The sequence below is a fragment of the Brevundimonas sp. GW821-FHT02A10 genome, from assembly GCF_059422025.1.
The window spans coordinates 15158-40584 of record NZ_JBWKWC010000008.1; the positions used below are offsets into that span (position 1 = coordinate 15158).

24 protein-coding genes are annotated in these 25427 nt (G+C 67.5%); 11 read left to right on the forward strand and 13 right to left on the reverse strand.

Going from position 1 to position 25427, the window contains the following annotated elements; all coding sequences use genetic code 11:
* Window positions 1-212: 212 nt before the first annotated feature.
* The gene (locus AC07U0_RS17200) at window positions 213-3008 is read left to right on the forward strand and encodes a TonB-dependent receptor (protein ID WP_494721202.1); all 2796 of its coding nucleotides are present in this window, start codon (window positions 213-215) and stop codon (window positions 3006-3008) included.
* A 93-nt stretch (window positions 3009-3101) separates the two neighbouring features.
* Here AC07U0_RS17200 and AC07U0_RS17205 read toward each other — a convergent pair whose 3' ends face one another.
* From AC07U0_RS17205 to AC07U0_RS17215, 3 genes are all read right to left on the reverse strand, one after another.
* A complete protein-coding gene (locus tag AC07U0_RS17205; RefSeq protein ID WP_494721203.1) occupies window positions 3102-3407 on the reverse strand; it encodes a hypothetical protein in 306 nt (101 codons plus the stop codon).
* A gap of 61 nt (window positions 3408-3468) precedes the next feature.
* Window positions 3469-3936, reverse strand: a complete 468-nt coding sequence (locus AC07U0_RS17210) for a hypothetical protein (RefSeq protein WP_494721204.1) — start codon at window positions 3934-3936, stop codon at window positions 3469-3471.
* A 141-nt stretch (window positions 3937-4077) separates the two neighbouring features.
* Window positions 4078-5478, reverse strand: a complete 1401-nt coding sequence (locus AC07U0_RS17215) for a DUF1254 domain-containing protein (RefSeq protein WP_494721205.1) — start codon at window positions 5476-5478, stop codon at window positions 4078-4080.
* A 146-nt stretch (window positions 5479-5624) separates the two neighbouring features.
* Between AC07U0_RS17215 and AC07U0_RS17220 the strand changes: the two genes are divergently transcribed.
* Window positions 5625-5834, forward strand: coding sequence for a hypothetical protein (locus AC07U0_RS17220; protein WP_494721206.1), 210 nt, complete (start codon window positions 5625-5627; stop codon window positions 5832-5834).
* Window positions 5835-5850: 16 nt separating this feature from the next.
* On the opposite strand, the gene AC07U0_RS17225 is transcribed toward AC07U0_RS17220, so the two are convergent.
* Together AC07U0_RS17225 and AC07U0_RS17230 are read right to left on the reverse strand one after the other, a co-directional pair.
* Window positions 5851-6168: an energy transducer TonB gene (locus tag AC07U0_RS17225; RefSeq protein ID WP_494721207.1), complete on the reverse strand. Its 318-nt coding sequence runs from the start codon at window positions 6166-6168 to the stop codon at window positions 5851-5853.
* Window positions 6169-6231: 63 nt separating this feature from the next.
* Window positions 6232-7080: a LysR family transcriptional regulator gene (locus AC07U0_RS17230; RefSeq protein ID WP_494721208.1), complete on the reverse strand. Its 849-nt coding sequence runs from the start codon at window positions 7078-7080 to the stop codon at window positions 6232-6234.
* Between the two features lie 133 nt (window positions 7081-7213).
* Between AC07U0_RS17230 and AC07U0_RS17235 the strand changes: the two genes are divergently transcribed.
* From AC07U0_RS17235 to AC07U0_RS17265, 7 genes are all read left to right on the forward strand, one after another.
* A complete protein-coding gene (locus AC07U0_RS17235) occupies window positions 7214-8377 on the forward strand; it encodes an isovaleryl-CoA dehydrogenase (RefSeq protein ID WP_494721209.1) in 1164 nt (387 codons plus the stop codon).
* Window positions 8378-8381: 4 nt separating this feature from the next.
* Window positions 8382-9050 (forward strand): hypothetical protein, encoded by a 669-nt coding sequence (locus tag AC07U0_RS17240; protein ID WP_494721210.1) that lies wholly within the window; start codon window positions 8382-8384, stop codon window positions 9048-9050.
* 20 nt (window positions 9051-9070) lie between these two features.
* Window positions 9071-10678 carry a carboxyl transferase domain-containing protein gene (locus AC07U0_RS17245; protein ID WP_494721211.1) on the forward strand — a complete coding sequence of 536 codons (1608 nt, stop codon included), beginning with the start codon at window positions 9071-9073 and terminating at the stop codon, window positions 10676-10678.
* 53 nt (window positions 10679-10731) lie between these two features.
* Complete coding sequence (locus tag AC07U0_RS17250; RefSeq protein ID WP_494721212.1) at window positions 10732-11133, forward strand: hypothetical protein; 402 nt, start codon at window positions 10732-10734, stop codon at window positions 11131-11133.
* Window positions 11134-11139: 6 nt separating this feature from the next.
* Entirely contained in the window at window positions 11140-13038 is a 1899-nt protein-coding gene (locus AC07U0_RS17255; RefSeq protein WP_494721213.1) for an acetyl/propionyl/methylcrotonyl-CoA carboxylase subunit alpha, read from the forward strand.
* A gap of 86 nt (window positions 13039-13124) precedes the next feature.
* Entirely contained in the window at window positions 13125-13319 is a 195-nt protein-coding gene (locus AC07U0_RS17260) for a hypothetical protein (RefSeq protein WP_494721214.1), read from the forward strand.
* On the forward strand, window positions 13319-13480 hold the full coding sequence (locus AC07U0_RS17265) for a hypothetical protein (protein ID WP_494721215.1): 162 nt from the start codon (window positions 13319-13321) through the stop codon (window positions 13478-13480). The genes AC07U0_RS17260 and AC07U0_RS17265 overlap by 1 nt, the downstream gene beginning before the upstream one ends.
* A 1-nt stretch (window position 13481) precedes the next feature.
* Here the strand turns inward: AC07U0_RS17265 and AC07U0_RS17270 are convergent, their stop codons facing one another.
* The 7 genes from AC07U0_RS17270 to AC07U0_RS17300 all read right to left on the reverse strand — a co-directional run bounded on the left by AC07U0_RS17270 (window position 13482) and on the right by AC07U0_RS17300 (window position 22143).
* The gene (locus AC07U0_RS17270; protein ID WP_494721216.1) at window positions 13482-14477 is read right to left on the reverse strand and encodes an NAD-dependent epimerase/dehydratase family protein; all 996 of its coding nucleotides are present in this window, start codon (window positions 14475-14477) and stop codon (window positions 13482-13484) included.
* A 9-nt stretch (window positions 14478-14486) separates the two neighbouring features.
* Window positions 14487-15617 carry a cell wall hydrolase gene (locus AC07U0_RS17275; protein ID WP_494721217.1) on the reverse strand — a complete coding sequence of 377 codons (1131 nt, stop codon included), beginning with the start codon at window positions 15615-15617 and terminating at the stop codon, window positions 14487-14489.
* A gap of 139 nt (window positions 15618-15756) precedes the next feature.
* Window positions 15757-17145, reverse strand: coding sequence for an O-antigen ligase family protein (locus AC07U0_RS17280; protein WP_494721218.1), 1389 nt, complete (start codon window positions 17143-17145; stop codon window positions 15757-15759).
* A gap of 84 nt (window positions 17146-17229) precedes the next feature.
* Window positions 17230-19509: a GumC family protein gene (locus AC07U0_RS17285; protein ID WP_494721219.1), complete on the reverse strand. Its 2280-nt coding sequence runs from the start codon at window positions 19507-19509 to the stop codon at window positions 17230-17232.
* A gap of 35 nt (window positions 19510-19544) precedes the next feature.
* A complete protein-coding gene (locus AC07U0_RS17290; protein WP_494721220.1) occupies window positions 19545-20855 on the reverse strand; it encodes an outer membrane beta-barrel protein in 1311 nt (436 codons plus the stop codon).
* 98 nt (window positions 20856-20953) lie between these two features.
* The gene (locus AC07U0_RS17295) at window positions 20954-21445 is read right to left on the reverse strand and encodes a hypothetical protein (RefSeq protein ID WP_494721221.1); all 492 of its coding nucleotides are present in this window, start codon (window positions 21443-21445) and stop codon (window positions 20954-20956) included.
* A 131-nt stretch (window positions 21446-21576) separates the two neighbouring features.
* Window positions 21577-22143: a hypothetical protein gene (locus AC07U0_RS17300; RefSeq protein WP_494721222.1), complete on the reverse strand. Its 567-nt coding sequence runs from the start codon at window positions 22141-22143 to the stop codon at window positions 21577-21579.
* A 237-nt stretch (window positions 22144-22380) separates the two neighbouring features.
* On the opposite strand from AC07U0_RS17300, the gene AC07U0_RS17305 reads away from it, so the two are divergent.
* Both AC07U0_RS17305 and AC07U0_RS17310 read left to right on the forward strand, forming a co-directional pair.
* Window positions 22381-22902, forward strand: coding sequence for a polysaccharide biosynthesis/export family protein (locus tag AC07U0_RS17305; protein WP_494721223.1), 522 nt, complete (start codon window positions 22381-22383; stop codon window positions 22900-22902).
* A gap of 64 nt (window positions 22903-22966) precedes the next feature.
* On the forward strand, window positions 22967-23773 hold the full coding sequence (locus tag AC07U0_RS17310) for a metallophosphoesterase family protein (protein WP_494721224.1): 807 nt from the start codon (window positions 22967-22969) through the stop codon (window positions 23771-23773).
* Between the two features lie 103 nt (window positions 23774-23876).
* On the opposite strand, the gene AC07U0_RS17315 is transcribed toward AC07U0_RS17310, so the two are convergent.
* Window positions 23877-24890 (reverse strand): transglutaminase-like cysteine peptidase, encoded by a 1014-nt coding sequence (locus tag AC07U0_RS17315; protein WP_494721225.1) that lies wholly within the window; start codon window positions 24888-24890, stop codon window positions 23877-23879.
* Window positions 24891-25427: the final 537 nt, after the last annotated feature.

Sequence of the window (25427 nt, forward strand, 5' to 3'; positions counted from 1 at the left end):
ACGAATGATCGATGACAGGACGTCGCACACAGGCCGGGCATCGGTTCAAGTCCTGCATCGGTCCATGCCCGATTGGGATTGGCGTCGAACAACAGGGCGATCCTATGGTCCGCTCGAAGCCAACCGGTGTTCTCGCCGGGGCCGACAACCGGCGCCACAGCGTCAGCCAAGAAGATCCGGGACACCCGGACATATGGGGAAGGAAGACGACGATGCGTTCCTCGCATGGATTCCAATTCGCACTTCGCAGCGGCGCCTCGGCGCTGGTTCTGACGCTGGCGGTCGCCGGCGCGGCCTCCGCGCAAACCGCTCCGGCCCAGCCGCAAACCGATGATGGGGCCACCACGGTCGACGAGATCGTGGTCACCGGCTTCCGCGCGAGCCTTCAGAGCGCCGTCAGCGCCAAGCGTCGTGAAAGCGGCGTCGTCGACGTCATCAAGGCCGAAGACATCGCCGACTTCCCCGACCTGAACCTGGCGGAATCGCTGCAGCGCGTGCCCGGCGTCACCATCAGCCGCGCCAACGGCGAAGGCCGCCAGATCTCGGTGCGCGGTCTGGGTTCGGAATACACCCGCGTCCGCGTCAACGGCATGGAAGCGATCGCCACCACGGGCGGCACCGTCAACTCGGGCGGCACCAACCGCACCCGCGGCTTCGACTTCAACATGTTCGCCTCCGAGCTGTTCAACAGCCTGACGGTGCGCAAGTCGGCCTCGGCCGATGTCGAGGAAGGCTCACTGGGCGCGACCGTCGACCTGCAGACCGCCCGCCCGTTCGACTACACCAAGCCGACGCTCGTGATGGGCGTCCAGGGCAGCTACAACGACCTGGCGCGCGACGTGAAGCCGCGCTTCACCTTGCTGGCCTCCAACACTTGGGCCGACGGCAAGTTCGGGGCCCTGTTCTCGGCCGCCTATGAAGAGCGCCACATCCTTGAAGAGGGCGCCAACATCACCCGCTGGAGCGCCGGCGGCGCCAACGGCGGCTTCAACACGGCCTCGACGATCAACGGCTATACGATCGCCCAGATCAACAACGCCAGCGCCACGACAGGCCTGTTCCACCCGCGCCTGCCGTCCTACGTCTCCTATGACCACAACACCGAGCGTCTGGGTCTGACGGGTTCGCTGCAATGGCGTCCGGACGACAAGTCCACGGTCACTCTGGACATCCTCTATTCGGACGTGAAGTCGACGCGTGACGAGGCCCAGCTGCAGGCCATTGGCCTGAGCCGCTCGGGCACGGGCAAGCCGCAGACCATCATCCGTTCCGGCATCGTGGACGGTCGCAACATCGTCCAGGCCGTCATGGACGCCGTCGACGTGCGCACCCAGTCGGCTCACGACGAGCTGGAGACCAAGTTCCAGCAGTACACCCTGACCGCCAACCGCAACTGGTCCGACCGGTTCCGCACCGGCTTCGTCGGCGGCTATTCGAAGTCGTTCTTCGACAACCCGGTCTCGACCATCGTCACCTTCGACCGGGCCAACACCAACGGCTTCTCCTACGACTTCCGCAGCCGGATGCCGGAGATCAATTTCGGCTTCGACACGACCAATGCGGCCAACTGGGCGATGACCAACGGCACCTCCGAGGTCCGCATCCGCCCGAACTCGGTCGAGAACACCTTCGCTACGGCCAAGGGTTTCTTCGAATATGACCTGAACGACAACATCACGCTGAAGGGCGGGGTCGACTATCGCAAGTTCGGCTTCCACTCGCGCGGCCTGTACCGCACGACCGAGACCGTCGTTCAGACCCTGACCCCGGCCGAGCTGGCCGCGGTGTCGAAGGTGTTCTCGGGCTTCGGCCGTAACGCCGACCTGCCGTCGGGCGCCCCGACCAGCTGGCTGGCGCCGGACCTGAACAAGTTCATCGCCACCTACAACATCTATTCCAACACCGGCATCTACGCCCTGACCCAGACCGGCAACTCGTCGGCGCGCGGCCAGTACATCAACGTCGAGGAAGCCGACACGGGCGCCTATGTCCAGGCCGACTTCCACTTCGACGCCTTCGGCCTGCCGTGGCGCGGCGACGCGGGCGTGCGCTACGTCTCCACCGACCAGTGGTCGCAGGGCTATGAGACCACCTCGGCGGGCTCCAACCTGGTCGACGCCGAGCGCAGCTACGACATGTGGCTGCCGTCGATGAACCTGGCGGTGGACCTGACCGACACGGTCGTGGCGCGCTTCTCGGCCGCCCGCACCGTGGCGCGGCCCTCGATCGCCAGCCTGACGCCCGGCGGCGACGTCAGCATCCAGGGTTCGAACTACACCTATTCGACCGGCAATCCGGACATCAAGCCGACCGAGTCGGACAACATCGACCTGTCGCTGGAATATTATCCGGACCGGGACAGCCTGTTCGCGGTCGGCTTCTTCTACAAGAAGATCAACACCTTCGTTCAGAGCCTGGCCCAGGACCTGCCGTTCAACCAGCTGGGTCTGCCGGACTCGGTCCTGACCGGCACCACCGCCACCCCGACGACCATCTTCCGCACCACCCAGCCGATCAACACCGAGGGCGGCGACCTGAAGGGCTTCGAACTGAACGCCCAGAAGCGTCTCGACTTCCTGCCCGGCTGGATGGAGAATTTCGGCGTCCAGGCCAACTACACCTTCGTCGACTCGAAGATCACCTACATCACCTCGCTCAGCCCGCTGACGGTAATCGATGAGACCCTGATCGGCCTGTCCAAGAACGCCGCCAACTTCACCCTGTATTATGAGACCGACAAGTTCTCGATCCGGGGCTCGGCCGCCTATCGCCAGGGCTATCTGACCAGCGTTCCGGCCTCGGACGGCAACTCGGTCGCCGGCACCAACGAGACCCTGAACTTCGACGCCCAGGCTTCCTACAACATCACGCCGCAGCTCAAGTTCAGCGTCGAGGGCATCAACCTGACCGACGAGTTCAACGACCAGTACGTCGACGCCGACAACCGCCTGAACGTCTACACCCACACGGGTCGGCAGTTCTTCGTCGGGCTGCGTTACACCTTCTAGGCCGTTTGGCCGACCCTTCTGACGCGGGTTCTCCTCCCGACCGTTAGGCCCTGCGCCGGATCCATTCCCCCCCGGATCCGGCGCTTTTTTTGCTCAGTCGGCGAGACTGAGCGCGTCGGCGACGGTGGTCAGGAAGTCGCGGTGGCGTGCGCTGGCCGTGGCCGTATCGATCGACCCCATCAGGCCGCGCGACCGGGGGCGGCGCGCCTCGTCCCGCAACCGCGCCACCAGGGCTTCGAGATGGCCGTCGCCCTTTCGGGCGTCCATGACCCCGGCGTGGACCCGGGCCTCCTTCATCCGCCGCGTGACGATGGTCGGATCCAGCGGGGTGATTTCGGCGCGGGCCGCGAAGCGGGCGAAATCGCCCGCGTAAAGCCGCACATAGCTCTCTTCGATCATGAGGTTCGGTCCTGTTCCCTTGGGAAGGCCGACGGAACGCGCCGCCGGTCGCCCGGCCGATCTAGAGGGGCTGGAGATTGCTGTAGGTTCGGTTCTGGACGCAGACGCCCTGGAGCGTGAGGCCGCCGTCAGCCTGACCGGCGCGGGGCCAGGTCATGGTGAGGCGCAGGGTCTTGCCCTCGGTGTCGAGAACCATGTCGCCCTGCGTCTTCTGGGGGCCGAGGGGATTGGTCGCGAAATGCACGGTCCCGTCCGGTGAGACCGTCGAGGGGAACTGGCCCGGCACGATCAGCCAGGTGCCGTCCAGAACAGGCACGCTGCCGATGAAGGCCATGGACAGGCTTTCGGTGTTCCAGATCAGGCCGAAGTGAAACGGCTGGACCCGCGCGCCGCCGGGGTGCGGGGTCTGGAGATAGCTGCCGGAACAGTCGTACCGGTCCATATTGGCAGGCAGGCCTTCGGCGGCGGCCTGGGTGGCGGACACGAGGCAGAGCAGGCCGGTCGCGGCGGCCAGAGCGTGACGGATCATTGGGGTCCTGTCGCGGCTGGAAAGCGCCAAACCGCACACCGTCGAGGGTGGGGTGAATTACCGCCGGCGATCCCAAACGCATCATCGCCGCATGGGTTCCGTGGCGCGTGAAAGAAATTCTTGCGACGTCGAGGGGCGGCGTCAGGGAACCCTGATCACCTCCGGCGGCCGCCAGCTCTCATCGAGGATGGCCGTGTCGCCCCAGTAGGCCCGGATGTAGAGGGAGAAGGCGCCCTCCGGCGCGGGCAGCCAGTTGCTCTCCAGCGCCGGTCCGGGCGAGGCCGCCCCGACATAGAGGGTCAGGGAGCCGTCGGCATTGCGCTTCAAGGTCTTGTTCTTGGCGCCCAGCGAATAGCGGCCGAGCGGGTTCGGGTGGAAGAAGTGGTGCTGGTTGTACAGCGTCAGCGACCAGAAGCCCTTGACCGGGGGCTCCTGCCGGGCGGCGAAGGTCACCGCATAGCTGCGGGCGCCGGTGAGCGGGCGGCCGTCGCCGTCAAAGTCGGTGTAGAAATACTGGGTCTCTTCCGGGCGGTTGTCGAACATGTTCGAGCGCGCGGTGCCGGTGCGGTTGAAATAGTCGATCCCCCACCGGGCGTTGTTGGTCGATCGGTTCCAGCCATTGCCGGCGGGATGGCCGTTGTGCCGCCATTCGAGGAACCGCTTGATGGTCGTGGCCTCGGCCTCATGCGCCGACTCGACCATAGCCGCCTTCAGTTTCGGGTCACGCTCGGCGACGGCGAGGATCAGGCGGAACTGGGCGTAGAGCGACTCCTCGCCGGGCAGGGGTGGAATGCGGTCCAGCAGGTCCGGCAACCTATCGAAGAAGGTGTCGGGGTCGACCCATTTGGTCTCGCCTTCGCCCTCAGATGCGGCGGCGGGAAAGGCCGGGGCGCGGCTCCAGTCGGTGATCTTCATCGTGCCGTCGAACTCGCTGAGCGGATAGGCGGAGATCTGGTTGATGACGGGCTGGATCGCGGCGCGGTCCTCGGGGGTGTCGTCCATGAAGGCACGCGGGATGGCGTTGGCCATTTCGGTCGGGGAGCGGAAGACGCCGGTGATCCCGGCGGGGATCTCGCCCTCCCAGTTCGGACCGATCAGGGCGTAGAAGCCCGGCTTTGACCCATAGGCCTTGCCCAGCCGGCCGAACTGTTCGGTGCGGCCGTCGTAGAGGGCGTAGACCCAGAAGCGGTCGCCGAAGTCCGGGACCTGGATCACCACCGGGGTTTCGTCGACCGAGAAGAAGCCCGCGCCGTAGACGACGTCCTGATTGGGGCAGGCGATGGTGGTCTGATTGGGGGCGACATAGTCGTTGAGCATCGACAGCCGGCCGAGCGGGGCGCAGGGGATCACCCCGTTCAGCCGGCCGGGCTCGGGAACCCGGGCGAGGGACGCGCGCCGATTGTCCATATTGGCCAGGGGCCAGCCCCAGACATAGGCGAAGGAAGCCAGTGTCCGGGCGTACTCCGGGTGCATGACCACGCTGTGCGCGGGCTGGGTCAGGGTGGCGGCAGTCGGGGTGGAAGCAGTGTCGGTGGAAGCCATCGGCGTCTCCTCAGGCTTCGAACCATGCCCTTACGGCGGGGGCGGCCCCATCGGGCGAACTCCGGAGTCGGGGCTCGGGTGCGGCGGCCGAATAGCGTCCCACGTCTGGAACAGCGGCCGACGCGGTCCGGGCGCATAAGGGCGTGATGAGTCTGTTGCCGAAAGAGGCCCGCGCGATTCCCGCGCTGGCCGACGACCACGCCGATCTGTTTCTCGACACCGTCCGCGCTGCGATGGAACGGCGGCGCTGGGAGCTGGGCGCCGATACGCTCGAAGACCTAGATGACGACCAGCTCGCCGCCGTGATCGAGGGAGCGGTCGAGGAGGCTGGCGAGGCGCTGGGCCGGGCGGCCTAGCTACCCCCAATGCGTTCTACGGGACGAACTGGATGGTCTTGGCGAACTGGATGTCGCGCGGACCCGGAGCCACATGTTCACCGCGCATCAGGGCGACGGCGGCCTCGCCGAAGCCCAGGCCCGGGTGGGTCTCGCCCAGCACATGACAGCCTTCGACATCGCCATTAGCGCGGGCGGTGCATTCCAGGGTGACGGCGACGGCGGTCAGGACGGGGCCGCTCGCAACGGGCGCCTCGCGCATCTGCACAGCCGGCTGCACGGGCTTGAGGGCGACCTCCACCTTGGGGGCGGTGTCGGACATCAGGGCGGCGGCGGCGAAGATGAGGGCAAGCATGGAAGGAAATCCCGGTTCTGCCAGATGAAATGGCCGGGTCCCGTTTCCGTTCCGTTCGAGGTCTTAACCGGCCGCAGAGGTCCGCAGACTGTCGCCAAAGAGCCGCAGGGTGTCTGCCCCGGTCAGGCGGGCGCGGCTGTCGGGCTCGATCATCAGGCCGATGCGGCGGGTCAGGCCCCAGCCGGTCAGGGCGGCGACGGCGACGCCCTCGCCCTGGAATCCGCGCGGCAGGACGGTGACGCCGAGGCCTGCACGAACATAGGCCAGGGCCCGGTCGTCGTGGGTGGTGCGGGCGGCCATGAAGGGGCGGACGCCCCGGGCGGTGAAGTAGCGGCTGGTCTCGGCCAAGGCCTCGCAGTGGCGGCGCACGATCATAGTCTCGGCCGCGACCTCTTCGGGGACCACCTCGGTGCGCCCGGCCAGCGGGTGAGAGACGGGCATGGCCAGACCGTAGTCCTCGACGAACAGCGGATCCTTCGCGGCGCCGTCGACGACCCCGATGGCGGCATCGACCCGGCCCCGGCCGAGCAGGGCGGGCAGATCCGACTGACGACCCTCGACGATCTCCAGCCGTTCGGACGGGGCGCCCTCACGGACGGCGGCGAGCGCGCGTTCGATCCAGGCGGAGGGGAGGGTGGACAGCAGGCCGAGCCGGATCAGTTTGCGCGGCGCCTCGGCGGGGGCGGCGGTTTCGGCCTCAAGGAAGGCGGCCTCGATGCGTCGGGCCTGGGCCGAGAGGCGGACGCCGGCGGCGGTCAGCTCGACCCGGCGGCTGTTGCGGATGAACAGGGTCTCGCCCAGCGTCCGTTCCAGCCGGGCGATGCCGATGGACAATGTGGGCTGGGACACGCGGCAGTGGGCGGCGGCGCGGGAGAAGTTCCCCCGGTCCACAACGGCAAGGAAATATCGCAACAAGGTCCGGTCGAGCATAGCGACAGACTATACTGAAGCGTCGCCCAATTGAAATTTCCCGCTGGCGGCGGACGCGCTAGGGTGGCGTCGCAGGACTCCGGCAGAGAGCCCGTGAGGACCAGAGGAAACCGGCATGAGCATTCCCTTCGCCCCGCAGTCCATGGAGTTCGGCCTCGGCGAGAACGCCGACGCGATCCGCGAGACGACCGCCCGCTGGGCCGCCGACAAGCTGGCGCCGCGCGCCGCGGAGATCGACGAGACCAACAAATTCGCCCGCGACCTGTGGCCCGAGATGGGCGAGCTGGGTCTGCACGGCATCACGGTCGAGGAAGAATACGGCGGCTTGGGCATGGGCTACCTCGAACATGTGGTGGCGATGGAAGAGGTGTCGCGCGCCTCGGCCTCGATCGGCCTGAGCTACGGCGCTCACTCCAACCTCTGCGTCAACCAGATCCGCCGCTGGGGTACGGCCGAGCAGAAGCAGAAGTATCTGCCCAAGCTGATCTCGGGCGAGCATCTGGGGTCGCTGGCCATGTCGGAGGCGGGCTCGGGTTCGGACGTCATGTCGATGCGGACGCGTGCCGAGGGCAAGGGCGACCGCTACGTCCTGAACGGCACCAAATTCTGGATCACCAACTCCCCGACCGCCGACACCCTGGTGGTCTATGCCCGCACCGGCGAGGGCAATGGCGGGGTCACCGCCTTCCTGATCGAGAAGGGGATGAAGGGGTTCAGCGTCTCCAAGAAGCTGGACAAGATGGGGATGCGCGGTTCGGACACGGCGGAGCTGGTGTTCGAGGACTGCGAGGTTCCGGCCGAGAACGTCATGGGTGGCGAGGGTCGCGGCGCGGCGGTGCTGATGTCGGGCCTCGACTATGAGCGTACCGTCCTGTCGGGCGGACCGCTGGGCATCATGCAGGCGGCCCTGGACGTGGTCCTGCCCTATGTCCGCGACCGCAAGCAGTTCGGCAAGCCGATCGGCTCGTTCCAGCTGATGCAGGCCAAGGTGGCGGACATGTACGTCGCCCTGAACTCGGCCCGGGCCTATGTCTATGCCGTGGCGCGGGCCTGCGACGCGGGCAAGACCACCCGCTATGACGCGGCGGGGGCGATCCTGCTGGCCTCGGAGAACGCCGTGAAGGTGTCGCTGGAGGCCGTTCAGGCCCTGGGCGGCGCGGGCTATACCAAGGAATGGCCGGTCGAGCGGCTGGTCCGCGACGCCAAACTCTATGACATCGGCGCCGGCACGAACGAGATCCGACGCTTCCTGATCGGCCGCGAACTGCTGGGGAGCTGAGGCCATGATCGTCGCGCCGCCGCCTGCTGTCATGCTCGCGCCCGACTGTTCGGCGGCCGATGTCTCGACGGTGCTGGTGGTCCAGCAGGCGCCGACGCGTCAGGGCGCGACCCTGAGCATCGGCGCGGCTTCGGGGCCGTGGCGGTCCAGCGTCGTACCGACGGCCTGTCTCAGCGACTGGCGGACCAGCGACCGCGCGGTGACCTTGTCGCCGGACCACGCCCATCTGATCATCGCCCCTGACGCCACGCCGGGCCAGACGGTGACGATCACCGCCTTGGTCGGCAAGCGCCGCATCGGGGCGGCAGTCCGGATCGTCGGTCGCGACGAGGTGGTTCTGACCGGCTACTGGTCGCAGAAGGCGGTCGCGTGCGTGGGCGACCGCCAGCCGGTCGAGCCCGTGCGCGAGCTGCATTTCGACGACGAGGGCGGCTATTCGGTCACCTTCATCCCGTTCGAGACCTACAAGGACTACTGGGGCGCCTTCCGCTTCGACCCGGCGACCGGCGACTTCGTCATGACTTATGTGGACGGCAACCGGGGCGGCGCCGATCTGGACCTGACCGGCAAGGCGCGGCTGGAGGCGGGCGGCGACCTCGTGCTGGAGGACGTCTACCTCGGCGACCGGCAGGGCCCGCCGCAAACCACCTGCCGCTATGTGTTCGGCCGATAGCGACATCCCAGGATCACTGAATGCCCAGACTGACCTCCACCATCGACACCCATGGCGCGGCGTTCAAGGCGCTGGACGCCCATAACCGGGCGCTGGCCGACGAGCTGCGCGCCAGGGTCGCCAAGGCGGCTCTGGGCGGCTCCGAGGCCTCGCGTGAGCGGCATGTGGCGCGGGGCAAGCTGTTGCCGCGGGACCGGGTCGAGCGGCTGCTGGACCCCGGCTCGCCCTTCCTCGAGGTGGGTCAGCTGACCGCCAACGGCATGTATGGGGACGCCAGGGACCCCGACGGGGCGCCGGGCGCGGGCATGATCTGCGGCGTCGGCCGGGTCTCGGGCCGGGAGGTGATGATCGTCGCCAACGACCCGACCGTGAAGGGCGGCGCCTACTTCCCCCTGACGGTGAAGAAGCATCTGCGGGCGCAGGAGATCGCCGAGCAGAACAATCTGCCGTGCGTTTATCTGGTCGACAGCGGCGGGGCCAACCTGCCGCACCAGGCCGAGGTCTTCCCCGACCGCGAGCATTTCGGGCGTATCTTCTTCAACCAGGCGCGGATGAGCGCGAGGAACATCCCGCAGATCGCCTGCGTCATGGGATCGTGCACGGCCGGCGGCGCCTATGTGCCCGCCATGTCGGACGAGACGGTGATCGTGCGCAATCAGGGCACCATCTTCCTCGCCGGCCCGCCGCTGGTGAAGGCCGCGACGGGCGAGGTGATCTCGGCGGAAGAGCTGGGCGGGGCCGAGACCCACGCCCGCAAGTCCGGTGTCGTCGATCATGTCGCCGAGAACGACGAGCATGCGCTGGAGATCGTCCGCGACATCGTGGGCCACATCAACAGCGTGAAGGCCGTCAACATTGACGTGCGCGAGCCGAAGGCGCCCGCGCTGGACCCGGAGGAGCTGTACGGCATCATCCCCGAGGACGTCCGCGCCCCCTATGACGTGCGCGAGGTCATCGCCCGGATCGTGGACGGTTCGGAGTTCGAGGAGTTCAAGCCGCTGTACGGATCGAGCCTGGTCTGCGGCTTCGCCCGCATCTGGGGCTATCCGGTCGCCATCCTGGGCAACAATGGGGTGCTCTTCTCGGAGAGCGCGCAGAAGGGGGCGCACTTCATCGAGCTGGCCTGCAAGCGCAAGATTCCGCTGGTCTTCCTGCAGAACATCTCGGGCTTCATGGTCGGCGGCAAATACGAGGCCGAGGGTATCGCCAAGCACGGCGCCAAGATGGTCACGGCCGTCGCCTCCGCCGAGGTGCCGAAGTTCACCATCCTGATCGGCGGGTCGTTCGGCGCGGGCAACTACGGCATGTGCGGCCGGGCCTATAGCCCCCGCTTCCTGTTCACCTGGCCCAACAGCCGGATCAGCGTCATGGGCGGCGAGCAGGCGGCCTCGGTGCTCGCCACCGTCCACCGCGACGCCGACAGCTGGACGCCCGATCAGGCGGAGGCCTTCAAGGCCCCGGTGCGCCAGAAGTACGAGGACGAGGGCAATCCCTACTACGCCACCGCCCGCCTGTGGGACGACGGGATCATCGATCCGGTCCAGACCCGCGACGTCCTCGGACTGGCCATTTCCGCATCGCTGAACGCTCCGGTGCTGGACACGACGTTCGGAGTGTTCAGGATGTAGGTCCGCGGCGAACCGGCCGACGGACAAGAACCAAAAAATTGGGGGAAATCAGGATGCGGATGAAAATCATGGGAATCGCCATGGCTGGAACCGGGCTGGCGCTGTCGGGTTGCGGCGCGCAGGTCGAGACCCTGCCGACGCAGTTTCAGGGCCAGTGGGCCCGGACGGCGGCGCTGTGCGGAGCGGCGGACGGCGCGGCCGGACTGACGGTCTCGGCGACCAGGCTGGCCTTCCATGAGGGCGAAGGCGCCCTTGCCGGACCGGTGCGGACGCTGGGCGAGCGGGCCAGCGGCGCCTTCGACATCACCGGCGCCGACGACCAATATGAGGGCGCTCGCCCGCGCGACCAGCGCCAGTCCGGCGAACTGGTCCTGACCGATCACGGAGCGGGTCTGATCCTGACGCTTCAGGGCCACCGCCAGAACTATGTGCGCTGCACAGGAAATCGAGCCTAGGTAACAATGTTCAAGTCCGTCCTGGTCGCCAATCGCGGCGAGATCGCCTGCCGTGTGTTCCGCACCGCCAAACGGATGGGGATCCGCGCCCTGGCCGTCTATTCCGAGGCGGACGTCAGGGCCCTGCATGTGCGCGAGGCCGATGAGGCGATGCTGATCGGGCCGGCGGCGGCGCGCGAGAGCTATCTGGATCAGGCGAAGGTGCTGGCCGCGGCCAAGGCCATGGGGGCGGAGGCCATCCACCCCGGCTATGGCTTCCTGTCCGAGAACGCCGAGTTCGCCGAGGCTGTGGTCGCGGCGGGCATGATCTGGATCGGCGCTCCGCCGGCCTCGATCCGGGCGATGGGTCTGAAGGACGCGGCCAAGAAGCTGATGGTCGGGGCCGGGGTGCCCGTGACCCCCGGATACATGGGCGAGGACCAGACGCCGTCGCATCTGAAGGCCGAAGCCGACGCCATTGGCTATCCCGTTCTGATCAAGGCCGTGGCGGGCGGCGGCGGCAAGGGGATGCGGCGCGTCGACGAGGCCGGCGCCTTCCTGGATGCGCTGGCGTCCTGCCAGCGGGAGGCGGCGTCCAGCTTCGGCGACGACCGGGTCCTGATCGAGAAATACATCCTGAGCCCGCGCCATATCGAGGTTCAGGTGTTCGGCGACAGCCACGGCGAGGTCGTCCACCTGTACGAACGCGACTGCTCCCTGCAGCGGCGGCACCAGAAGGTCATCGAGGAGGCTCCGGCCCCCGGCATGGACGCGGCGACGCGGGCGGCGGTGACCGGGGCGGCGGTCAAGGCGGCCAGGGCCGTGAACTATGTCGGCGCCGGGACCATCGAGTTCATCGCCGACGCCTCGGAAGGCCTCAAGCCCGATCGCATCTGGTTCATGGAAATGAACACCCGGCTGCAGGTCGAGCACCCGGTGACCGAGAGCATCACCGGCGTCGATCTGGTGGAATGGCAGTTCCGCGCGGCGGCGGGAGAGGCCGTGCCGCTGAAGCAGGCGGACATCCCGATGAACGGCTGGGCCATGGAGGCGCGCCTCTATGCCGAGGATCCGGCGAACGGGTTTTTGCCGAGCATTGGAAAGCTGGAGCATTTCGTCCTGCCGGACGACATCCGGGTGGACACGGGCGTCTATGAAGGCGGCGAGGTCAGCCAGTTCTACGATCCCATGATCGCCAAGCTGATCGTACATGCGGAGACGCGGGAAGAGGCGGCCCACGCCCTGTCGATCGCGGCGGGCGAGGTCGAGGTCTGGCCGGTGAAGACCAATGCGGGCTTCCTCGTGAAGTGCCTCGAGCATCCGAGGTTCATCGCCGGCGACGTCGATACGGGCTTCATCGCCGCAGAGGAGGGGAGCCTGACCGCGTCCGGCCTCTCGCAGTTCGGAATCGAGAGCGTGGCGCGGGCGCTTCGGGAGCGCGTGCCTGAGGCTCGCACCGAGGATCACTGGACGCCCTGGGACGCCTGGGCCGGACCGACCGGCCTGAGACTGAACCGGCCCGCCGAGGTCCGCCAGACGGTCGTCGTCAACGGCGAAACCCATCTCGCGGCCATTGAACCCGACGCCTGGCCGCCCGCGCCCTATCTCGCTCTGGGCGCCCAGAAGGGCATCTATTTCGAGGATGGGGTCGCCTTCGACGTCAGCGCCTTCCGCCAGCCGGGCGCCGCCGGCGGCTCCGCCTCCGACGGCGCCCTGCGCGCCCCCATGCCGGGCAAGATCGTCGCCGCGCCGGTGAAGGCCGGGGATGCGGTGGTGAAGGGCCAGCCCGTCGTGGTGCTGGAGGCCATGAAGATGGAGCACGCCCTGACGGCGCCTTTCGACGGGGTCGTGAACGAGATCGGCGTCGCGGTCGGCGATCAGGTGGCGGCGGACGCGGTGCTGGCGGTGGTCAAGGCGCCCGACTGAACTCAAGCCTGATCCGGCACATTCGCGTGGCAGGGGATTTGCTCGTTTGAAACCCGAAGTCCCATCACGGGACATTGGGGAAGTGCATGATCGAGAACGCAGAATTCGCGATCCAGCTGACCGGCGGACCGCTCGACAACTGGCTTTGGTCGGTGCTGGACGAGAACGGCGCCACCGTCTCGAAGGGCGCGGCCGGCCGTCAGGAACAGGCCCGGCGCGAGGCCGAGATCGTCGCCGGCTCGCTCAGCGTCTTCCGCCGTGTCACGCGCGGAGGCTGGTGATGCGCATCAAACCCAAAGCCCTTCTGGCCCAGATGATCGCCGATCTGATGCTGGTCGTGCTGCTGGCCGTGGTCACAGGTCTGATCGGGGTGCGCAGTATCGTGCGCGGCGCCCGGGTCATCGGCATCCTGCCGCCCAAGCCCAACAGCGTGATCTGCTGATCTAGCCGGCGTTCCGGCCGTTCCAGACGCGCCACCACTCCACGAAGCGCGGCAGGCCGTCGGCGAGCAGCACCTTGGGCTCGTAACCCGTCAGGGCGTGCAGTTTCGAGACGTCGGCATAGGTGGCGGTCACGTCACCGGGCTGCATCGGGCGCATGATCTTGATCGCCTCGCGGCCCAGCGCCTTCTCCAGGGTCTCGATCATCTGCATCAGGCCGACAGGCTTGGAATCCCCGATATTATAGACCTCGTGCCCGCCCTGGGCCGGCGGGTTGTCGAGCACGCCCAGGATGCCGTCGACGATATCGTCGATATAGGTGAAGTCCCGCGCCATCTCGCCGTTGCCGTAAACCTCGATCGGCTCGCCGCGCATGATCTTCTCGGTGAAGCCGAAATAAGCCATGTCGGGCCGACCCATCGGCCCGTAGACGGTGAAGAAGCGCAGGCCCGACTGGGGGAAGCCGTAAAGCGTCGCATAGCTCTGGCTCAGCAGCTCGCACGACCGTTTGGTGGCGGCGTAGAGCGAGACCGGCGAGACGGTCGGGTCGTCCTCCCTGAACCCCGCGCCGTCCAGCGGCCGGTCGCCATAGACCGAGCTGGAGGAGGCATAGACCAGATGGTCCACCTTCGCGTGTCGGCAGGCCTCCAGCAGGGACAGGTGGCCCTTCAGATTGGAGTGCTCATAGGCGAAGGGGTGTCCGATCGAATAGCGGACCCCGGCCTGGGCGGCCAGGTGGACGACCCGCTTCGCCCCGCTGTCGGCGACCAGGGCGCGCATGACTGCCTCATCGGCGATGTCGGCCCGTTCCATGCGGAAGGCGGGGTATGAGGCCAGACGTTCGGCCCGGGCCTCCTTCAGCGCCGGGTCGTAATAGGCGTTGAAGACGTCGACCCCGATGACCGTCTCGCCGCGCTGGAGCAGCCGTTCGGCGACATGCATGCCGACGAAGCCGGCGGCGCCGGTGACAATTATCGGGGTCTTCGATTCTTCGGTCATGCCATCCTTTTACCAGCCGCTGGGCACGGGGATACGGCCACGACGCGGGCGCTGTTCGGTGGGCGTGGCCAGCGGATTGCTGACCGTCGGCTGGGGAGGCGGCGCGGGCGCGGCCTGGGGCGCAGGCGGCGCGGCCTCGGGCTCGGGCGGCGGCAGCGTGGGGTGCTGAACCGGGGCGACGATCAGGGGCGTGGTGTCGACTTCGATCTGAGGCGTCGGGACCAGATTGGGATCCACCGGGACGTCCAGAACCTCCATCGGCGTGGTCACCAGGGCCATCTTGGCGATGACCGGCTCATCGCCCGTATGCTGGCGGGTGAAGGAGAAGCGCTGACCCCAGGCGCCGGTCCAGCGATAGAAGATGTGCACCCCGATCTTGCGCAGCTTGACCAGACGCTCGGCCCAGTAGGGTGAGACATAGTCGGCGTGATAGTGGGTCGCCATCCCGACCTCGGCGGCCACCGAGCCGTTCAGGGCGGCCGTGGCCACGGCCTTGGCGCGGGCCCAGCTCTCGGGGTTCGGCGGGCGGTTCATGGCCCCGTCGCAGGTGAAGCTGAACTGGCAGCCGGTCGCGCGTTCCTGGCCCTGGAAGATCACGCCGCAGACGGTGTTGGGATAGGCCGGGTGGCGCATGCGGTTCAGGACCACCTGGGCGACGGCGGCCTGACCCTGGGGCGTCTCGTTTCCGGCCTCGTAGTAGATGGCGGCGGTCATGCAATCGACGGCCCGCGCATATTGCACGATGTCCGTCGGCGACATGATGAACGGCTTGGCCGGCTGGATAGGCAGGTCCGAGAAGGGAATGGAGTCGTTGAAGATCTGGGCCGACATGGCGTCGAGCTGACGCACGGCGTCGGGGGCGAGGGTGAATTCGTCAGGCGTCAGCGGGCCGGACAGGGGCGCACGGGGATTGTGGAAGGAGGGCGCGGCGCCGAGGCGCGTCTGCTGCTGGATCTGGGCCAGGCGTTCGGTCAGGATCAGGGTCGAGGCGGCGACCACGATCAGCAGGCAGCCTAGCCCGGCCAGGAGGCTGGGGCCCAGATCCTGGAACCGCAGTCCCGAGATCCGGTTCAGAAGCGCCGCCAAAGGCCGGGGCAGGCGGGTGAACGGTTCGTCCGGGAGGTTGGTGTCCAGTGACATGGAGTTCCGAATAGGCTGCCGAAGGGGACCGTGCGAGGTTCGATTAGAACCGTCGTGCGACGACGCCAACCTCATTCGCAATAGCAGAGCAGTATTCGTGCCAGGATAGGGACGAACCCCGACCGCGCCTCAGGTGACGTCAGCGGCGCCCGAAGGCGAACTGGCAGCCCAGCAGGAAGGCCCAGAAGGCGGCGATCGAAGGCACCTGAAGCCCGAAATCGACCGTGCCGTGCACCAGAACCACGACGCTGGCGGCGATCAGGCCGCGCAGCAGGGTCTGGCCCTTGCGCAGGTTGAAGGTCCGGATGACCGCGGCGCCCAGAAGGGTGGCGATCAGCAGGAACATCGGCAGGGCGCCGATGATGCCCGCCTCCTCAAGCCATTGCAGATAGACGTTGTGGGCCGCGCGGATGCTCCACAGGGCGCCGTAGTTCTGTTCAGTGGTGATCTGGCTGTTCACATCGACGAAGGAGCCCAGGCCGTAACCGAACAGGGGCGAGGCGGTGAAGGCCTGCCAGTGGGCGACGAAGATGTCGCCGCGCGTGATCTTGTCCACGCCGACGGCGTCCAGCCGGTCCCAGAGCAGGGTGTTGCCGCCCAAGGCCAGGACGGCGGCGACCACGACCAGCACGCCGCCCGCGATCAGCAGGGGCAGTCGGTCGCGCCTGGCGTCGAACAGCTCCCAGACCATCAGCACCGCGGCGCCGGTCAGGGTCGCGACCACGCCCATGCGTGAGGCGGTCAGCAGCAGGCAGGTCAGGGACATCAGGACGCAGGCCAGGGCGACGGCGACCTTGCCCAGCTTGCTGGCGGGATCAAGGCCGCGAGTCTGGCGCCAGTCGCGCAGCAGGGCGGCCAGACCGATCACCGTCAGCATGCCGAAGACCGTCGCGCCGCTGTTGGAGCTCAGGAACCCTCCGGACAGGCGCGAACCGACCAGAAGCTGGTTGCCCGAGACGAAGGTCAGAAGCGAGATCAGGCCATAGCCGGCGCCGATCAGCAGAACCACGCGCACCGTCTCGCGGGCCCAGGCCAGACGCGCGGACTGCAGGCAGCCGACGAGGAAGATACAGGCCAGGCCCAGGAGTTTGGCGATCTCGAACAGGGTCGCCGGCTTGTTGACCGTGATGGAGCCGTTCGGCGCGCCGGCCCAGGCCCAGATCGGATGAGCGCCGCCGGGCGCCCAGGCGGTCAGGCTCCACAGGGCGGCGACGAGCGTCAGGCCGAACAGGACGGCCGGCGGCGTCAGGGGCGAGATGTCGTGCAGTCCCCGGCGCACGGCGGGGAAGGCCAGGGCGACGCCAAGGCTGATCGCCAGCAGCACCGTGAACCACAGGGCCGCGACCGGATGGTTGGCCCCGAAGGTCAGATGCGCCGCGAAGAGCAGGGCAGGGGCCGCGCCCAGAGCGGCCAGCGTCTTCCAGTTCGCCGCCTCGCCGCCTCCGCCGCCCGACGCCGAGGATGTCGACGCGGGTGCGAAGCTGGTGCTGGATCGCCGGCGGCGACGCGGGGTCTGGGTGTCGGTCATTCTTCGCCTATACGGCGCCGCTTGAGCCCCAGAAAGACTTTGGGGCCGCAGAAAGAATCTGCGGCCCCGGGAAGCGTTCCGGACTTAGGACGCGTAGTACTTTTTGTAGTCCGCATAGTAGTAGCCGGCGTCGCCGTAGCCGTAGCGCGACTGGGCGATCATATCGACCTGGGTCAGGGCGATACCGGCGACATGGGCGCCCGACTGTTCGAGCAGCTTGATCGCGGTGGCGATGGCCTTCTCGGGGGTCTTGCGCCAGCGGGTCAGGAAGACGACGGCGTCGGACTGACCGGCCAGGACGCGGGTGTCGGCGACGGCCAGGACGGGCGCGGTATCGAGGATGACCAGGTCGTACTGGCTGCGCAGATGCGTCAGCAGCTGGGACATGGCCTGCGACCCGAAGACGTCCTTGGGCGTGAAGCTGTTCTTGGCCAGCGGCAGGATCATACAGCCCGAGGGCTCGTCGAGGTGCGTGGCCGCTTCAAGCGAGGCGGTGCGGTTCAGGACTTCCAGCAGACCGACCTCGGGCTCGACGCCCAGCAGACGGTTGACGTTGCGGCGGCGAAGGTCGCAGTCGACGAGGATGACGCGGGCGCCGGACTGGGCGGCGACGCGCGCCAGGCTGAGCGAGGTCGTCGTCTTGCCCTCGGCGGGCAGGGCGGAGGTCATGGTGATGACCTGGATGTCCTGACCGATCCGCGAATAGAGGATCGAGGCGCGCAGGGCCCGGACGGCCTCGGCGAAGCTGGAGAGCGGCCGCTTGAGGATATAGTCGACCGGGGTCTCGTCGCGATCGACGGCGTCGGCGACCGAGGAGAGCATGGGCACCGAACCCAGGTGGGGCAGGTGGAACTTGCGCTCAATGTCGTCGCCGGTGGTGACGCCCGAGTCGAGCATCTCGGCCAGGACCACGGCGGCCATGCCGGCGGCGATCGCCAGGATCAGGCCGATGGCCAGGTTCAGGCCGATGTTCGGCGAGCTGGGGCCGGTCGGAATGGCGGCGCGCGACACGATACGGGCGTCGGACTGCTCGATGCCTTCCTGCGAGCTGGTTTCCTTGAAGCGGTCGAGGAAGCTTTGATACAGGGTCCGGACGGACTCGGCGTTGCGTTCCAGCTCGTTCAGGCGAACAGCGGCGGCGTTGTTGGCGGCCAGGGTGCCGCGGGCGCCGCCCAGGCTGGAGGCCATGGACTGGGTGCGTTCGCGCGACACCTGGGCCTGGGCTTCCAGGTTGGAGATGATGCGCTGGATTTCGGCCTGGATCTGGCTGTCGATGTCGGCCAGTTCGCGCTGGGCGCGGAGCATGTCGGGGTGGCGCGGACCATAGCGGCTGGACAGGTCGGCGACGCGACCCGAAACCTCGGCGCGACGGGCGCGGAGTTGCTGGACGACCTGCGAACCGAGGGCCTCGCCGACATCTTCACCGGTCGAACCCCGGGCCAGTTGCTGGCGGGCGGTGCGCAGGCGGGCTTCGGCCTCGGCCTGCTGGGTGCGGACGCCAGCGAGCTGTTGGTTGTAGGCCGAGATTTCCTGTTCGGTCAGCGAAGCGCCGGAGGTGCTGAGCAGGTTGTTGCTGGCGCGGTACTGGGCGACGGCCGTTTCGGCCTGTTCGACCTCGGTGCGCAGTTCGCCGAGGCGGCCGTTCAGCCAGGTGTTGGCCTGACGGGTCGCGTCGAACTTGGCTTCCAGCTGTTCCAGCAGGTAGCGGTCAGCGAAGGTGTTGGCGATCTGGGCCGCCTTGGTCGGGTCTTCCGAGGTGAAGCCGACGCTCATGACATAGGTCAGGCCGGCGCGGCGGATGGACAGACGCTCGAGGACGAGGTCGACGACCTTTTCCTTTTCCTTCTGCGCATCGATCTGGGACATGCGGGCGCGGGCCGCGTCGGGCGCAGCAGCGCCGAACAGGGAGCCGACGCCATTGACCACGGACCGGACCAAGCCGGGCTTGCCGAGGGCCGGATTGAACTCGGGGTCGTTCTGGAGCTTGAGCACGTCAACGACGCGCTCGGCCAGGTGACGGGACTTCAGGATCTCGACTTCGGTGTCGACCACGCCGGTGTCGGCGCTGAGCCCGGACAGGACGGCCGTGGTGTCGACCACGCTCTCCTTGCGGGTGTCGATCATCAGGTTGGCGTTGGCCGTATAAAGCGGGGTCGCTCGCGCCGTCACGACGACGGTCACGACGAGCACCAGGACCGCGATGGCCGCGAACAGCTTCAGGCGACGACGGAAGGTCGCGATCAGCCGGTGAATGTCGACGATCTGGGCGATCTCGCCCAGGGCGCCACGCGCGCCTCCGCCCCATCCCGCGGGCCCAAAGGAGTTGTTCTCGGGCGCGGGGCGCGGATCGGTGCTGACAGTCATGGACGCTGTTTTACAGTCTAGTTCTTGATAAGCCGTTAGAACTGGGTGACCAGCGAGACCATCAGTTTGTTGAGATCGAAGTTCACGCCGCTGTCAGCGCCATCCGAGCTCTGCTCGTAGTGGCTGACGGCAAGGCTGGCGCCGAGGTGACGGTTGATCAGATAGGTCGCGCTGGCCTGGGCGCCGAAGCGCTTGTCGGTGCGATCGATGCCATCATAGTCGTCGTTGCCGTAGGTCACCTGACCGCTGAGGATCACGTTGCGCTGCAGCTCGTGGTCCACCTGCACGGCGAGGTTGGTCGAGACGTAGCCGCCCGAGCCGATGATCGCCGAGTCCTCGATGGTGCGGGCGCCGGTGAAGGTGACGGTGGTCAGCTGCGTCGGGAACCATTCCAGCGAGGCGCGGGCGCCGAGACCGCTGAGGTCCTTGTAGACGCTCTCGTCGAAATTCTGCTCGATATAGCCGGCGGCGATTTCACCGCGGGCCACGGCGCCCAGTTCGAAGTTGGCGCCGGCGAGGATCTCGTAACCCGAGGAGTCGCGAGCCGCGGTCGTCAGGGTCGACGGCAGGTCATAGTTGCGGTCGTTGGCGGTTCCCTGGACGAACAGGGCGGTCGCCGGGCTGAGGGCGACGTCGACGCGGCCGGTGAAGCTGGTGTTGGTGCGGTCGCGATCATCCTGATCGACGACGACGCCGGCCGAGGTGTAGCCGTCTTCATAGTTGAAGTCGCGGATGTCGGCGCGGCCCGACAGCTTGACCCGGCCCGAGGTGCGGGTGGCGGCGATGTAGCCCGAGGCGACATCGTATTCGATCGGCTTTTCGGATTGTGAGCCGGAGCTGGCGGTGGTGCGCGGCTCGGACTGGTGACCGAAGCTGGCGCCGCCCACGATGTTCATGGCGCGCGACACGTCCAGACGCGCGGCGGCGCCCAGGTCGTAGTCGGTGGTGTTTTCGCTGGTGTAGTCGGAATACTGGGAGATGGTCGACCGGGCATAGGCCGTGATCGAGCTGCGGCTCCAGTCGGTCGAGACAGCGATCTCGGGACGCAGGCGCAGGATCCAGTCATCCACGGCGCCTGTGGCGGTCGCGAAGACGTTGTCGTTGTACTCGCCGATGATGTCGAGTTTCGGATAGACGGTGAAACCGCCCACCGGCAGGCCCATGGCCTCATACTCGGGGTGGGGCCGGTCGCGCACGGCGACGCTGCGGTCGCGGGCGAACATGTTGCCCGATTGGGCCTGGGCCTGGGTCAGGCTGCTGTTGGCCGACTGGGCCATGGCGGACCCGGCCTGCGCGGCGGCGCCCATGGCGATCAGAACAGTCAGGCTTCTGCTAATAATCGACATGAATCATCTATCCCGCCAAATCAGGCGAGCCCCAGGTTTTTAGAACGTTTATTGTAGTCGTGGCGGGGGCCTGTGTTTCCACAGGCCCCTGCAAGTCTTTAGTTGCCGGTCGGACGGTAGTCCGAGCCGCCACCGCCGCCGCCCGAAGAGGCGGGCGGGGGAACGGGAGCGCCGCCGCCGGAGCCACCGCCCGAGGCGGGAGCGCCGCCGCCGGAGGTGCCGATCGCGGCGACCTGGCTGCTGACGGCGCCCAGAGCTGCGGAGCTCGAGGCCGACAGGGTGCCGCTGGCGGTCATGGCGGCGCGGGCTTGCGAAAGCGCGGCCAGAGCCTGTTGCGGCGTCGCGCCGCTGGCGGCGATCGCCTGCTGCACGGCGGCTTCCACCGCGGCGGTCGTGGCGTCGGCGCTCAGGCCGGCGGCGGCCGAAGCGGTCTGGGCTTGGGTCACGGCAGCCTGGATGCTGACAGCGAGAGCCGAAACGTCGGCTTGAACCGTGGCGGCGAGGGTGACGGCCGGAGCCGCGACGACGGCGAGAGCGCCGACCGAGGCGAGCGCCCGGGACGCCACCGCGAAGATCATGGATTTCATCATGTTGGAGTCCCTTTTAAACTATTGGAAAGATAATGCAGAAAGGCAGTCCGTCCGTAAAGCCGATCCTTGTTATATCGAGTTGTCGCACTGCAACATTTGCTTATATGTGGCCCACCGGACACGACTTACGGCTAATGCGGGAGGGTTTTCGCCTGCAGGGTGAGGCCGCGGGCCTGTGTAAACGTCGCGGCCATTCGTCCCGCCGGATTTTTGAGCCCGTCCGGGGTCCAGGGGCGGGCGTATGAGATCGCGGTGAGGTGCTCCGCGGTCACCTCCGAGCGAATCTCCGGCGTCAGCTGATCCCAGTGTTCATAGAGGAAGGTCAGTCGCCAGGCGGTGACGGCGTCGCCGTAGGGCGAGACGGTGTAGGAGCGTTCGATGGCTTCCAGGGCGGGGCCGTCCAGCGGTTCCCCGTTGCGGGACCTGAGCCAGGCGATGCGCAGCCACGGCCCGGCGCTCATCGGCGCGGCGTCGAGCGCGATGCGGTTCGCGGCAAGGGCGTCGGCCAGAGGCGTCCCGGTCGAGGCCGCCGCGAGGTCGGCGCGCGGCTCGGCCCCGACGCCGAAATCGGCAAGGACGGGCAGGGCGATCGTGGGCGATCCGACGGCGACGGCCAGGGCGAGACCACTCACCAGGGTGAGCCCCGTCAGGGCGGCGCAGGCGCCGAGCTTGATCCTGTAGCTGTCTGAAGCCTTCACCGCGAACTCCCTGTCGTCACATTCTTACGCTCTTCAAGCGTTACATTGATATCTTCTTGATGGATTTGTGTGAAAGAGCGAGGGGTTTCGCGTGGGGCTTGTAGCGGTTGGACTGGGCTGACCGATCGGCTAGTATTGCGCTGCAGCAATGGGGTTTTGATGATGACGTGGCTTCGGGGAATGTTTTTGGGCGCTGTCCTGCTGCTCGGCGTGGCCGGGTGCGGGGGCGGGGGTCCCATGCCTGGCGTGACCGGACCGGTGACGGTCGCCGACCTTCAGGACGCGGGCATTCGCACCGTGCCGGAATACAAGCTCGGCCCGGCGGACAAGCTGCGCGTCAATGTCTTCGGTGAAGAGGCCCTGACGGGTGAGTTCCTGGTCGGCGGGTCCGGCAAGGTGTCGCTGCCGCTGATCGGTGAAGTCCAGGCCGCAGGCCTGACGATCGCCCAGTTCCAGGAAGAAATCGCAACGGCCCTGCGCCAGGGCTATATCAATGAGCCGCGCGTCAGCGCCGAAGTGCTCAACTATCGCCCCTTCTATATTCTGGGCGAGGTCAACAAGCCTGGCGAATATCCGTATACGAATAACCTGACCGTGCTGAACGCCGTGGCGACCGCCGAGGGCTTCACCTACCGTGCCAATACGCGCCAGGTCTTCATCAAGCGCGCCGACGCGGCAGGCGAGCAGGTCTTCCCGCTGAACACCGCCACCCAGGTGGCCCCGGGCGACACGATCCGGATCGGTGAAAGGTTCTTCTGATCACCGACAAAAGACTTCCGGGCCGGGACTTGTCGGCGGGGCATAACGTCCCGATTTTGCGACAATGATCGGTTCCTTCTTCCGCAAGACCAAACCCGCCGTCCGGCGCGCTGCGAGCGTACCGGACGGCGCGGTCGTTTGGGCGGTCGGCGACGTGCATGGCCGCGCCGACTTGCTGCTTCCGCTGATGACCGAGATCGTCAACGACCTGCGCGCGACGAAGCCGGCGCGGCCGGTGATCGTGATGCTGGGCGACTATGTCGACCGCGGCGCCGACTCAAAGGGCGTCATCGACCTGCTGTGCAAGCTGTCGGACGTCGAGGACATCGAGACCCATTTCCTGCGCGGGAATCACGAGGAACGGTTCGAGGCCTTCCTGACCGAGCCCGAACTGGGTCCGTCGTGGTGCGAGTACGGCGGGCGCGAGGCCCTGCTGTCCTACGGCGTGACCATTCCGGCCCTGAAGGGCGACGGCGGCGGCTGGATCGAGGCCTCGGCCAATCTGAACGCCGCACTGCCGGACAGCCACCGCAAATTCCTGTCGCGCCAACTCTCGTCGTTCGAGATCGGCGACTACTTCTTCGCCCATGCCGGCGCCCGTCCCGGGATCGCGCTGGCCGAGCAGTCCGAGCAGGATCTGATGTGGATCCGCGGCGACTTCCTGGGCGGCCGTACGCCGTTCGAGAAGGTCGTGGTCCACGGCCATACGCCGGAAGAGGCCGTCCACGCCGACAGCCGCCGCATCGGCATCGACACCGGCGCCTATGCGACCGGGGTGCTGACCGGTCTGCGGCTGGAGAGCGATACCCGCCAGCTTCTGCAGACCCGCGCCATCGGCAAGACCATCGAGACCAGCCGTCGGCCGATCTGATCGACCCTTCCATCTCGCAGATGCAAAAACGCCCGGTCACTGCAGTGACCGGGCGTTCCAATCCTGGGACGTCGGGGGCCTCGCAAGAGGCTCGGGACAGGCCTCAGGCCGCGACGTTGACCCATTCGAACACGCTGCCCGGGGCCTGGCGTTCGCGCCAGGTGTAGTCGGTGCGATCCCAGCGCGAGATCCAGGCGGACAGATTGTCCAGCACGACCTCGCCGGTGTCGCCGGCGACCAGCAGGACAGCGTGGCTTTCGCCCCAGCGCGTCTCGACGATGGCGATGGACAGGGCGCCGGCGGGCACGCCGGCCGCGATCAGTTCCTCGCGCTTGGTCAGGACATAGTCCTCGCAGTCGCCGCGTGGACTGCTGCCGGACGGCGCCTGCCAGTAGTCGAGCTGGCCGTAGTTGCTCAGGTCCGAGGCGTTGCGGATGCGGCGGTTGACCGACCGGTTGACGCGGTTGAGCAGGGCCCAGTTCTCGCCGTCCAGCACCAGGGTGGCGGCGCCGTCAACGGCGGCCTGTTCGACAGCCTGTTCGGGGGCGCGCGGCGCGGTCAGGTCGTCGGCCGAGGCGGCGCCGGCGCCGTTAGGCATCGGAACCAGGGGCGACGTCTGGATGCGAGGCGCCGGAACGCCGAGGCGGGCGAAGGTGCGGGCCATCGGGTTCGTCTCCGAAGCGGAGGCGGCCTGATACGCGATGCCGTCGGCGGAGGCGTCCACGGCCTGGGAGCCGAAGTCGGCGGCGGAAGCGGCCTCACCGACGGCGATGCGCGTCGGACGAGCCGGTTGAACCGGGGCGGCGCGCTGGGCCGGGAAGACCCGGCTCCAGTCATAGGCCCCGCGGCCGGCGGACGGAGCCGAGACCGGCATGGCGCGTCCGGCGGCCGGAGTCGCGGTGTTGCTGCGGGTGAAGGCCTGCTGCCAGAACAACTGCGAGGCCAGGCGCGACACGGCGGCCGGATCGCGCGCATCGGCGGACGACCGTTCGCATTGCGTCGGGGTCCTGCGACAGAAGTCGAGGAAGCCGGCGGGCGGGGGCGCCGCGACGCCGAGAGGCATGGCGACCCGTGTGGCCTGACCGGCTTCGCCGGCCAGAGCATTGGAAGCCCCCAAGGCTCCCGCAGCAAAAATCATCAGTGCCGCGCTTCTGCGCAGACGGTAGCGAGACATAGGTGTTCTCCGATCCCCACGGAGACAATGCCATCAGAAGTAAAAGATGAGTTTTACGAACGTTGTTGCTGGTTAATGTACCGGGTTGGTTGACCGTGAAGTAAGGTTAACTTCCGTACACCATGGAGTTGTTCTGAAATGGCACAGGGCGCTATTACTTTAGTCGGAGCGGGCCGGGCGGGGGCTTTGCGGCCGCCTTGGCCTCGCGGCCGGGGCTGGCTATAGAAGCCGTTCGGCCTGCGGGCGTGGCGGAATCGGTAGACGCAACGGACTTAAGCTGAGGATTGAGTGCGCCGGGGGAAATCCCGGACGTAGAACCGCTCAAATTCGGGGAACCCTTTCAACTGGCGATCCCGAGCCAAGCCCGGCGGACCTTCGGGTCTGGCGGGAAGGTGTAGAGACTAGACGGGCGGCGTCTAAAGCTTTCGGCCAACCGGCCGGGGCCATGACGAAGGGATAGTCCAGACCACGAACGCCCAC

Bases quoted from the DNA above. Each gene is read 5' to 3' on its own strand.
- AC07U0_RS17200 (WP_494721202.1), top strand. From the start codon at position 213: ATGCGTTCCTCGCATGGATTCCAATTCGCACTTCGCAGCGGCGCCTCG.
- AC07U0_RS17205 (WP_494721203.1), bottom strand. From the start codon at position 3,407: ATGATCGAAGAGAGCTATGTGCGGCTTTACGCGGGCGATTTCGCCCGC.
- AC07U0_RS17210 (WP_494721204.1), bottom strand. From the start codon at position 3,936: ATGATCCGTCACGCTCTGGCCGCCGCGACCGGCCTGCTCTGCCTCGTG.
- AC07U0_RS17215 (WP_494721205.1), bottom strand. From the start codon at position 5,478: ATGGCTTCCACCGACACTGCTTCCACCCCGACTGCCGCCACCCTGACC.
- AC07U0_RS17220 (WP_494721206.1), top strand. From the start codon at position 5,625: ATGAGTCTGTTGCCGAAAGAGGCCCGCGCGATTCCCGCGCTGGCCGAC.
- AC07U0_RS17225 (WP_494721207.1), bottom strand. From the start codon at position 6,168: ATGCTTGCCCTCATCTTCGCCGCCGCCGCCCTGATGTCCGACACCGCC.
- AC07U0_RS17235 (WP_494721209.1), top strand. From the start codon at position 7,214: ATGAGCATTCCCTTCGCCCCGCAGTCCATGGAGTTCGGCCTCGGCGAG.
- AC07U0_RS17240 (WP_494721210.1), top strand. From the start codon at position 8,382: ATGATCGTCGCGCCGCCGCCTGCTGTCATGCTCGCGCCCGACTGTTCG.
- AC07U0_RS17245 (WP_494721211.1), top strand. From the start codon at position 9,071: ATGCCCAGACTGACCTCCACCATCGACACCCATGGCGCGGCGTTCAAG.
- AC07U0_RS17250 (WP_494721212.1), top strand. From the start codon at position 10,732: ATGCGGATGAAAATCATGGGAATCGCCATGGCTGGAACCGGGCTGGCG.
- AC07U0_RS17255 (WP_494721213.1), top strand. From the start codon at position 11,140: ATGTTCAAGTCCGTCCTGGTCGCCAATCGCGGCGAGATCGCCTGCCGT.
- AC07U0_RS17260 (WP_494721214.1), top strand. From the start codon at position 13,125: ATGATCGAGAACGCAGAATTCGCGATCCAGCTGACCGGCGGACCGCTC.
- AC07U0_RS17265 (WP_494721215.1), top strand. From the start codon at position 13,319: ATGCGCATCAAACCCAAAGCCCTTCTGGCCCAGATGATCGCCGATCTG.
- AC07U0_RS17270 (WP_494721216.1), bottom strand. From the start codon at position 14,477: ATGACCGAAGAATCGAAGACCCCGATAATTGTCACCGGCGCCGCCGGC.
- AC07U0_RS17275 (WP_494721217.1), bottom strand. From the start codon at position 15,617: ATGTCACTGGACACCAACCTCCCGGACGAACCGTTCACCCGCCTGCCC.
- AC07U0_RS17280 (WP_494721218.1), bottom strand. From the start codon at position 17,145: ATGACCGACACCCAGACCCCGCGTCGCCGCCGGCGATCCAGCACCAGC.
- AC07U0_RS17285 (WP_494721219.1), bottom strand. From the start codon at position 19,509: ATGACTGTCAGCACCGATCCGCGCCCCGCGCCCGAGAACAACTCCTTT.
- AC07U0_RS17290 (WP_494721220.1), bottom strand. From the start codon at position 20,855: ATGTCGATTATTAGCAGAAGCCTGACTGTTCTGATCGCCATGGGCGCC.
- AC07U0_RS17295 (WP_494721221.1), bottom strand. From the start codon at position 21,445: ATGATGAAATCCATGATCTTCGCGGTGGCGTCCCGGGCGCTCGCCTCG.
- AC07U0_RS17305 (WP_494721223.1), top strand. From the start codon at position 22,381: ATGCCTGGCGTGACCGGACCGGTGACGGTCGCCGACCTTCAGGACGCG.
- AC07U0_RS17310 (WP_494721224.1), top strand. From the start codon at position 22,967: ATGATCGGTTCCTTCTTCCGCAAGACCAAACCCGCCGTCCGGCGCGCT.